This is a genomic window from Bradyrhizobium sp. 62 (genome assembly GCF_023073035.1).
Lineage (GTDB): Bacteria > Pseudomonadota > Alphaproteobacteria > Rhizobiales > Xanthobacteraceae > Bradyrhizobium.
In genome coordinates this window covers 382,733-386,845 of record NZ_JADPIT010000016.1, presented here as the reverse complement: position 1 = coordinate 386,845, position 4,113 = coordinate 382,733, and the positions used below count along the sequence as shown (strand labels likewise).

General features: G+C 62.3%; 4 protein-coding genes. All 4 read right to left on the bottom strand.

The window, feature by feature from the left end:
- On the bottom strand, nt 1-325 hold a 325-nt coding region (locus IVB47_RS20830), incomplete at its 3' end, for an ATP-binding cassette domain-containing protein (RefSeq protein WP_247463818.1).
- The gene (locus IVB47_RS20825) at nt 325-1,218 is read right to left on the bottom strand and encodes an ABC transporter permease (RefSeq protein ID WP_018455966.1); all 894 of its coding nucleotides are present in this window, start codon (nt 1,216-1,218) and stop codon (nt 325-327) included. The genes IVB47_RS20825 and IVB47_RS20830, both read right to left, overlap by 1 nt.
- Nucleotides 1,219-1,227: 9 nt before the next feature.
- Nucleotides 1,228-2,175: an ABC transporter permease gene (locus IVB47_RS20820; RefSeq protein ID WP_247463815.1), complete on the bottom strand. Its 948-nt coding sequence runs from the start codon at nt 2,173-2,175 to the stop codon at nt 1,228-1,230.
- A 35-nt stretch (nt 2,176-2,210) separates the two neighbouring features.
- Nucleotides 2,211-3,809, bottom strand: a complete 1,599-nt coding sequence (locus IVB47_RS20815; protein WP_247426691.1) for an ABC transporter substrate-binding protein — start codon at nt 3,807-3,809, stop codon at nt 2,211-2,213.
- Nucleotides 3,810-4,113 lie beyond the last annotated feature (304 nt).

The window sequence follows — 4,113 nt, the reverse complement described above, 5'->3', positions numbered from 1 at the left end:
TGAGCGAGGTCATCGGCTCCTGGAAGATCATCGAGATGCGGTTGCCCCTGACGGCGCGCATCTCTGCTTCGTCCAGCGTCAGAAGATCGGTGCCTTCAAGCGTGACGGAGCCGCCGACGATGCGGCCGGGGGGATCAGGCACCAGCCGCATTAGCGACAGCGCAGTGACGCTCTTGCCGCAGCCGGATTCGCCGACGATCGCCAGCGTCTCGCCGCGCTTCACCGTGAAGGACACATCATCGACGGCCTTGAACAGACCGGAGTTGGTGAAGAACACCGTCTTCAGGTTTTTCACCTCGAGCACGAGATCGGATTTGTCAGTCATCAGCCGCGCTGCCGGGGATCGAGGATGTCGCGCAAGGCGTCGCCGAACAGATTGGCGCCGAACACCGCGAGGCTGATGGCGATGCCCGGGAAGATCACCAGCCAGGGCGCGGTGCGGACATATTCGGCGGCGGATTCAGAGAGCATGCGGCCCCACGACGGGTACGGCTCGGGAATGCCGAGGCCGAGGAAGGAGAGCGAGGCTTCGGTGAGGATGGTCGAGCCGAGCTGGGCGGTCGCAAGCACGATCAGCGGCGCCAGCGTGTTCGGCAGCACGTGACGGAGCGCGATGCGTACCTCGCTCATGCCGATCGACTTGGCGGCCTCGATGAATGGCAGCTCGCGCAGCGCCAGCGTGTTGGCGCGGATGACGCGCGAGACGGTCGGGATCAGCGGAATGGCGATCGCAATGATGACGTTCGGCAAGGACGGCCCAAGCGCCGCGGTCATGATCAGGGCCAGCACCAGCAGCGGCAGCGCCTGCAGAACATCGGAGACACGCTGAAACACGAGATCGACCCAGCCCGAGAGATAACCGGAGGTGAGGCCGACGATCACGCCGATGCTGCCGCCCAGCGCCGTCGAGCCGATGCCGACCGCGAGCGAGATCCGCGCGCCATGGATGATGCGGCTGAAGACATCGCGGCCGAAGGAATCCGTGCCCATCCAGTGTGCCAGGCTTGGACGCGCCAGTGCCCGGGCGGCATCGATCGTCAGCGGATCGTAACGCGCGATGAAGTCGGCGAAGATCGCGGTGAACACGAACAGGGTCATGATGACGAGCCCGGCCGCGCCCAGCACATGCCGCTGCGCCAAAAACAGCACGCGCCGCCAGCCGACGGTCGCGTGCGCCCCGGCGCGCCTCAGTTCAACGTCATAGTCGATTGCGGCCAACAGGTTCTCCTAATCCGTGTACCTGATGCGCGGGTCGAACACGGCGTACAGCATGTCGACGATGAAGTTCGCGCTTACCACGACGATGGCAATCAGCATCACCAGGTTCTGCACGATCGGATAATCGCGCCAGCGAATCGCCTCGACCAAGAAACGCGCGACGCCGGGGATGTTGAACACCGTCTCTGTCACGATGAGGCCGCCGATCAGGAACGCCGCCTCGATGCCGATCACGGTGATGACGGGCAGAATCGCATTCCTCAGCGCATGCTGGTAGTTCACGGCGGCATCCGATGCGCCCTTGGCACGCGCGGTGCGGATATAGTCCTGCCGCAGGACCTCCAGCATCGAGGACCGCGTGATGCGCATGGTCAGCGCCGCGCTGCGGAAGCCGACGGCGGCGGCGGGCACGGCATAGGTCGCGAAGGCTTCCAGCCAGGTCGCCGGATTCGGGTTGAAGATCGGCATCTGGTTGAACATCGCGACCGAGGCGGTGAGGATAAGCAGGCCCAGCCAGAACGATGGCAGCGACAATCCGCTGAGGCTCACCACACGTAACGCGTAGTCGAGCCTCGTTCCCTGCTTCACTGCGCTGATCACGCCCAGGGGAATGCCGATGGACGCCGAGAACAGCAGCGCCAGCCCGGCGAGCCGTGCGGTGATCGGAATCCGTGGCAGGATCTCTTGGAGCGCCGGCTTCTCGGAGACGTAGGAGTAGCCGAAATCGCCGCGCAGGAAGCCGCTGATCCAGTGCCAATATTGCACCACCAGCGGCTGGTCGATGCCGAGCTCTTTTTCCAAATTGGCCTTGTCGGCGGGATCGACATAGCCGGCCGCGGCAAACAGGATGTCGACGATGTTGCCGGGGACGATGCGCAGCAGGAAGAAGATGACGATCGAGATCCCGAACAGGGTCACGAGCATCAGCAACAGGCGCCGCACCAGATAGGCAAACATGCATCGCCTCCCGTCGAACCCGTCAGTCGCCCGCGCTACTTGTCCATCCAGACATCCTCGTAACGATAGCCATTGTAGGAGCTGTTGGACATCACCGTCACGCCCTTGACGTAAGGTTGCCAGCAACTGCCGGTCCGTGCGTGGAAGATGATCGGGCGGGCGACGTCCTCCTGCAACTTCTTGTCGATGTCCCACACCAGCTTCTTGCGCTTGTTGATGTCGGTCTCCTGGGACTGCACATCGAACAGCTTTTCGATCTCCTTGTTGCAGTAATTAGTGTAGTTGCGCTCGGAGCCGCAGGAATAATTCTCGTAGAAGGACTGGTCGGGATCGTCGACGGCATTGCCGGTCAAATTGAGCCCGAGCATGTAGTCCTTGCGCGCGATCTTCGGGAACCAGTTTGCGGTCTCGACCACGTCGAGCTCCCCGTCGATATAGATGCTCTTGAGCTGGTCGATCAGGATCACGGCGGGATCGCGATAGACCGGGATGTTGCGGGTCGAGACCTTGACCGCGAGATGCTTATCCGGTCCGTAACCGGCCTTCTGCATCAGCTTCTTGGCCTCTTCGCGGTTGGCGTTGATGTCGGGGCCGTAGCCCGGAATGGTCTCGAGCATCTCCTTCGGCATGCCCCACAGCCCATTCGGCGGCGGCAGCATGGTCCCGCCGACGTCGCCCTGGCCCTCGAACATGATCGAGATGAAGGCCTTGCGGTCGAGCGACAGCGCCATGGCGCGGCGGATGTCGATATTGTCGAACGGCGGCGCAGACGAATTGACGATGATGTTGGTGGCGACATTGTTGGGTTCGACCACGCAGACCGCGTTCGGCGCCTGCGATTTGACGTCCTTGAGAAGCGGGATGCTCACTTCGGTCGGGAAGGCCATGTCGAACTTGCCGGCGACGAAGGCGAGAATGGCGGTCGAGCGGTTCGGGATGATGGTGAACTCGATGCCGTCGAGATAGGGCCGCCCCTTGCGCCAATAATCGGGATTGCGAGTCAGCTTGATCGATTCATTGGCCTTGAACTCGACGAACTTGAACGGGCCAGTGCCGATCGGGTGCGTGCGCATGTCGCCGGGTGAGACGTGGCAGGGATAGACCGGCGTGTAGCCCGAGGCGAGCAGTGCAATTAGCGAAGGCTGCGGCCGCTTCAGGTTGAAGGAGACCTCGAGATCGCCGTTGGTGGAGACATCGTTGACCTGTTCGTACCAGCTCTTGCGCGGGTTCTGCCGGAACTTCTGCTGCGACTTGCCCATCAGCATGTCGAAGGTGCATTTGACGTCCGCCGAGGTGAACGGCTTGCCGTCGTGCCACTTCACGCCCTGGCGCAGCTTGAAGGTCAGTGTCTTGTTGTCGTTGACCCAGGCCCAGCTCTCGGCGAGCTCGGGCACGATGGTGTCCATGCTGTTCTGCGCCACGTCCTGCTTGTAGATGACGAGGTTGTTGAAGACCGGCATGAAGGGAACGTTGAGCGAGTAGGTCGCGCCTTCGTGGATCGAGGCGTTGCCGGGACTGTCGCGGTGGTACATCCGCAAAATGCCGCCCTGCTTGGGCTCGCCGGCGAATGCAATGGTCGAAAACGCCAGCAAAGATAGCGCCGCCGTCGCGGCGAGCGCTCGTACGCTCCGCATCCTCGTCCTCCCTGGACATCTTGTCTTTTAGGCCTTTTGCGGCCTGTTTGAGGGGACGATAGCGACGCGCGCGCGGTGAGGCAACCGGCAAGGTCTGCTACTCTCTTGGCAATTCGGATGACGGACGGCCGCAGGGGTTTTCTCTCACAAAGTGAGGGGGCCCAATCTCTGGCCACTAACTCCACCGTCGTCCCGGCCTAGTGCGCAATTGCGCACGGGGCCGGGACCCATACCGCGTGATCTATCGATACAGTCATCAGGAGTACCAAACGACGAATCTTCGCCAAACCACTCGCTGTGGTTT

Bases quoted from the DNA above. Each gene is read 5' to 3' on its own strand.
- IVB47_RS20820 (WP_247463815.1), bottom strand. From the start codon at position 2,175: ATGTTTGCCTATCTGGTGCGGCGCCTGTTGCTGATGCTCGTGACCCTG.
- IVB47_RS20815 (WP_247426691.1), bottom strand. From the start codon at position 3,809: ATGCGGAGCGTACGAGCGCTCGCCGCGACGGCGGCGCTATCTTTGCTG.